4 protein-coding genes are annotated in these 5,409 nt (G+C 67.4%); 3 read left to right on the plus strand and 1 reads right to left on the minus strand.

The features are described 5' to 3' along the window. On the minus strand, positions 1-750 hold a 750-nt coding region (locus VF794_RS11855; RefSeq protein WP_331109790.1), incomplete at its 3' end, for a DNA topoisomerase IB. Positions 751-937: 187 nt separating this feature from the next. Between VF794_RS11855 and VF794_RS11860 the strand changes: the two genes are divergently transcribed. The 3 genes from VF794_RS11860 to VF794_RS11870 form a co-directional block, all read left to right on the plus strand. After that, complete coding sequence (locus VF794_RS11860) at positions 938-1,714, plus strand: hypothetical protein (RefSeq protein ID WP_331109792.1); 777 nt, start codon at positions 938-940, stop codon at positions 1,712-1,714. A gap of 109 nt (positions 1,715-1,823) precedes the next feature. Next, complete coding sequence (locus tag VF794_RS11865) at positions 1,824-4,028, plus strand: flotillin family protein (protein ID WP_331109794.1); 2,205 nt, start codon at positions 1,824-1,826, stop codon at positions 4,026-4,028. Positions 4,029-4,131: 103 nt separating this feature from the next. Continuing rightward, a partial coding sequence (locus tag VF794_RS11870; RefSeq protein ID WP_331109796.1) for a DNA repair ATPase occupies positions 4,132-5,409 on the plus strand: 1,278 nt, incomplete at its 3' end.

A 5,409-nucleotide genomic window follows, 5' to 3' on the forward strand; every position in this document is an offset into this window, starting at 1 on the left:
CGCCAGCGCGCACGCGCAGATGAGCGTCCCGCCCCACGTGCGGAAGTCCTTCGCGCTGTACTGCGCCCCCATCACCTCCTGGATGTACTCGTTGATGTGGCGCCGCCGCACGTCCACCACGAACCCGTCATCCAGCACGAACTTGAAGACGTCCCGCCCCGGGACCTTCAGGCACTCGCGCACCACATGTGCCACCTGCCGGTCCTTCAGCTCGCGGTACTGCTGCTTCCCGCTCTTGCCCGGGAAGTCGAAGATGACCGTGTCCCCCTTCACCTTCACGTGTTTGGCCCGCAGCGTGGCCAGCCCGAAGCTCTGGTTCTCGTCGGCGTACTGCTGGCTCCCCGCCCGGATGAAGCACGTGCCGAGGATCCGCAGCAGGCACGCCATCACCTTGTCCCGCCCCAGCCCCGGCTGGCGCAGATCCGCCGCCACCCGCCGCCGCAGCTTCGGCAGCGCCCGCGCGAAGTCCACGACCCGCTTGTACTTCTCCTCCTGCCGCCGCTTCGTGAAGGAGTCGTGGTAGCGGTACTGCCACCGCCCCGCGCCGTCCTTCCCCAGGGCCTGGAGCTTCGCCGTCGCCGACGGGCTGATCAGCACGTCCGTCCACGCCGGTGGCAGCTTCAGCGCCTCGATGCGCTCGCGCTCCTTCGCGGACACCGGCTTGCCGTTGGCCTGCTTGTAGCGGAAGCCACGCCCGGGGCTGCCGAGCCGGCGGATTCCTTCCTGCTGAAGTCGCTCGATGTGGCTCATGCGCGTGCCATGGCTCCCGGGCGCCCCGTGTGCCCTTCTGGAATGGCTGTGCAGCCACACGCGCCCCGTCAACGCAGCCCCGGCTCGCTCCTCTGGAGGGCAAGCAGGGGGCAAATCGGCCGGAGGGATTGTCATGGTCCGGTAAGGCTGGACTAGACTCCGAGTCCCCGTTTCCCTTGCAGGACCGATGACCCAATTCCTCGACGCCATGCTGGCCTTCCCGACGGTGATCTTCACCATCCCGCTCGGCGTGATCGTCGGCTACTGGCTCACCGTCATGGTGGGCGCCGTGGGCATCGATCTGCTGGACGGCGATCTCGGTGACTTCGCGCTGGGTGCGAAGGCCGGAGCGGGCGAGATGCTCGAAGGCGGCGCCAAGGCCGCGGTCGAGGCCGGCACCAAGGCCTCGCTCGAGAGCGTCAAGAGTGGGGCCAGCTTCCTCGAGGTGCTCGGCTTCGGCGGCGTGCCGGTGACGGTGTCCGTCAGCTTCGTGGTCTTCCTTTCCTGGCTGATGTCGATGGGCTTCGCCCGCCCGGCCAAGGAGGCCCTGGGGGCACTCCCCGGCGCGCTCGTCAGCGGGGGCCTCGCCACGCTGTGTCTCGCGGTGGGTCTGGTGTTGGCCGCACTGGCGGTGCGGCCCCTGCGGCCCATGTTCGCCGTGCAGCAGGCGCCCCGCCGCGCCGAGCTCATGGGCCGTGTGTGCGTCATCGCCAGCGGCCGGGTGGATGGGAAGTTCGGCCATGCCACCTTCGAGGACGGTGGCGCCGGCCTGCTCCTCAACGTGGTGTGCGACAAGTCCAACGCGCTCACCCGTGGGGAGAAGGCGCTGATCTTGAGCTACGATGCCGCCCGGGATGCCTACGAGGTGGAGCCGGTGGACTGGCTCCTGCCCGAAGAGGTGCAGCACCTGAAGGATCCAATCACCGCCGCCGCGCTCGCCCGGGACAAGGTGCGCACGCGCTAGGCGGAAGAGTTTCTCAGTTCGTCATACGCGCGCCGGGGCCGTTCGTGGGGGGCTCCGATCGCGTGATGGATGGCCCCTCGATCGCCTTCGCTCGGGAAACAGCACCGACATGGACCTGTCAATCGTCGTAGCCGGAATCGTCGGCCTCCTCTTCTTCCTCTTCTGTGCCGCCTTCACCGTCTCCAGGTTCTACCGACAGGTGGACCAAGGTCGCGCGCTCATCATCAACCCGTTCAAGGGTGAGCCGGTCGTCACCTTCACCGGCTCCATCGTGTGGCCCATCATCAACCGGGCCGAGGTGATGGACATCGCCCTCAAGACGGTGGAGATCGACCGCCGCGGCAAGGAGGGGCTGATCTGCCAGGACAACATCCGCGCCGACATCAAGGTCACCTTCTTCGTCCGGGTGAACAAGACGCGCGAGGACGTGCTCAAGGTGGCCCAGTCCATCGGCTGCGCCCGCGCCAGCGACCAGGAAACCCTGGAGCACCTCTTCGAGGCCAAGTTCTCCGAGGCCCTCAAGACGGTGGGCAAGAGCTTCGACTTCGAGGAACTCTACACCAAGCGTGACGCCATCAAGGACCAGGTCATCCAGGTCATCGGCAAGGACCTCAACGGCTACATGCTCGAGGACTGCGCCATCGACTTCCTGGAGCAGACCCCGGTGGAGATGCTCGACAAGGACAACATCCTCGACGCGCAGGGCATCCGGAAGATCACCGAGCTGACCTCCGTCCAGAACATCCACACCAACGAGTTCCGCCAGAGCGAGCGCATGGCCATCACCAAGCGCAACGTCGAGGCGGATGAGGCCATCTTCGCCCTCGAGCGTCAGCGCGCCGAGGCCGCCGCCAAGCAGAAGCGTGAGATCGAGTCCATCCAGGCGCGCGAGACGGCCGAGGCCGAGCGCGTGAAGGCCGAGGAGTACGCCAAGCAGCAGCTGGCGCGCATCAAGGCCGAGGAGGAGATCCAGATCAACGAGCAGAACAAGCAGCGCCAGGTGGAAGTGGCGCAGAAGAACCGCGAGCGCGTGGTGGGCGTGGAGGCCGAGCGCGTGGAGAAGGACCGCTCGCTGGAGGCCATCAACCGCGAGCGCGAGGTGGAGCTGTCGCGCATCGGCAAGGAGAAGCAGCTCGAGGCCGAGAAGAAGGCCATCGCCGACGTGGTGCGCGTGCGCATCTCCGTGGAGAAGGGCGTGGCGGAGGAGGAGGAGCGCATCAAGGACCTGCGCGTGAAGGCCGAGGCCACCCGCCGCAAGGACGCGCTGCTCATCACCGCCGAGGCCCAGGCGCAGGAGAAGCTCGTCAAGGACATCAAGGCCGCCGAGGCCAGCAACGAGGTGGCCAAGTTCTCCGCCAAGGAGAAGCTCACCCTGGCCGAGGCCGAGCTGCAGGCCTCCGACATGACGGCCAAGGCGAAGATGCGGCTGGCCGAGGGCATCCAGGCCGAGGAGGCCGCCCACGGTCTGGCCGAGGTGCGCGTGAAGGAGGCGGACGCGCTGGCCACCGAGAAGCAGGGCATGGCCGAGGTGCGCGTGAAGGAGGCCGAGGCCGCCGTCATCGAGAAGCAGGGCATGGCCCAGGCCACCGTCCTCAAGGAGCGCGGCCTCGCCGAGGCCTCCGCCGCCCGCGAGAAGCTGCTCGCCGAGGCCGCGGGTGAGAAGGAGAAGGGCATGGCCCGCGCCAGCATCGGCGAGGCCGAGGCCCAGGCCATCCAGAAGCGCGGCGAGGCCGAGGCCGCCTCCTCCCGCGAGAAGCTGCTCGCCGAGGCCAAGGGCATCGAGGAGAAGCTGCTCGCCGAGGCCCGGGGTCTGGCCGAGAAGGCCGAGTCCTTGAAGCTGCTCCAGGGCGCTACCCGCGAGCACGAGGAGTTCCGCCTGCGCCTCCAGAAGGAGCGCGACGTGGAGCTCGCTTCCATCCATGCCCGCAAGGACATCGCCGAGGCCCAGTCCAGGGTCATGGCCGAGACGATGGGCCACGCCAAGGTCAACATCGTCGGCGGCGACGGTCAGTTCTTCGAGCGCTTCATCAAGGCCATCTCCGTGGGTCAGTCCTTCGACGCCGCGCTCGATCAGAGCGAGACGCTGAGCAAGGCCTTCGGTGGTTACCTCAACGGCCAGAAGGATCTGCCGGCGGACCTCAAGGAGATCCTCTCCAAGCCGGGTCTCACCAACGACGCGCAGAACCTGGCCATGGCCGCGCTGCTGCACCGCATGGCGCCCGGCTCCACCGCCGCCGCCGCTTCCAACCTGAAGTCCCTCGTGGAGGCCGAGCCCGTTGCCCGGGCCTCGGCTCCCGAGAAGACCCAGGGCTGAGTCGTACGGCTTGAAGACCCTCGCCCCGACCCTCTCTCTTGGGAGACGGTCGGGGTGAGGGTATGTGCTTCCAGGGGTTCCCCCCATTCCCGGTGAATTGACGATGGCAACTGAAAGCACCACCCCCGCGGGCGAGGCCACGCTGGAGGGCGGCAGCTACGAGGTCATCCGCGCCCGTCTGCTGAAGCAGGCGGAGGCGCTCGGCGCCAAGGCCGCGGACCTCAACGATCGGCGCAAGAAGCTCTTCGGCGGCACGGAGCTGAGCGTCATCGGCAACGAGCGCGTGCGCACGGATCACAACTGCGTCCCGCGCGACATCGTCGGAGTCGGGAAGTACCTGCTCTTCGGCTACAACGTCTTCATCGGCCTGAAGAAGGAGACGTCCGTCGCCGACGTCTTCTCGCTGCACAAGTTCGAGCAGTCCGCCGAGGGCTTCGACTTCTCGCAGGTGCCGTCCTCCGAGGCCGGCGGGTTCCTCCAGGACGCTCGCTTCGTCAAGGACTTCGGCGAGCTCTACAAGTACTACAAGGACGCGAAGCTCCTTCAGCTCCGGCGCAACGAGTCGCGGCTCCTGGCCATCTTCCAGACGGGCCAGTCGCAGCGCGACATCAAGGTCTTCCGCTTCGCGCTCGATGTCGAGGGCAACGCCACCTACATCGACAACCAGGGCGAGCGCGATCACACCTTCCCCCCGTCCCACGACTTCGAGTGGACGGTGGCCACGCGCGACAACTACGTGCTGGGCCAGCACCCCCACGTCAACGTGCTCGACCAGGTGTTCGTCGAGACGGTGAAGGGCGACCTCACCATCAAGGTCGAGAACAACACCGCGGACGGCCTGGGCATCTACCGCGAGCCGGTGGACGATCCGGATCAGTCGCTCGACGACGCCGAGTTCGCCTTCGCGCAGGTGGGCGGTCTCATCCTCCTGCGCGTCCTGCCGTTCCGCGAGCAGAAGTACCGCTACCTCGTCTTCAACACCCGCACCCAGCACGTGGTGCGCATCGACGCCCTCGGGCAGGCCTGCATCCGCCTCCCCGAGGACCAGGGCATCGTCTTCCCCGGCGGCTACTACCTCCAGACGGGCGACTACAAGGTCTTCGAGGGTATCGGCGAGGGCCTGCGCTTCAAGCGCGCCATCCGCTCGCCCAACGGCGAGGACGTCCTCTACGTCTTCTTCCGCAACGACGAGGGCGCCTACGTCCTCTTCCCGTACAACCTCGTGCGCAAGGAGGTGCAGAACCCGCTGGTGGGGCACGGCTTCAGCCTCTTCGGCGACGGGCGCATGGTTGTTTTTCGCGCCACCTCCAACGAGCCCACCCGCATCCACCCCATGCAGGTGTGGCAGTCGCCCTTCGTCTCCGCCGAGCACGCCGCGAAG

Origin of the sequence: Archangium sp., assembly GCF_036389735.1 — a bacterium.
In the GTDB taxonomy this organism is placed as follows: domain Bacteria; phylum Myxococcota; class Myxococcia; order Myxococcales; family Myxococcaceae; genus Archangium.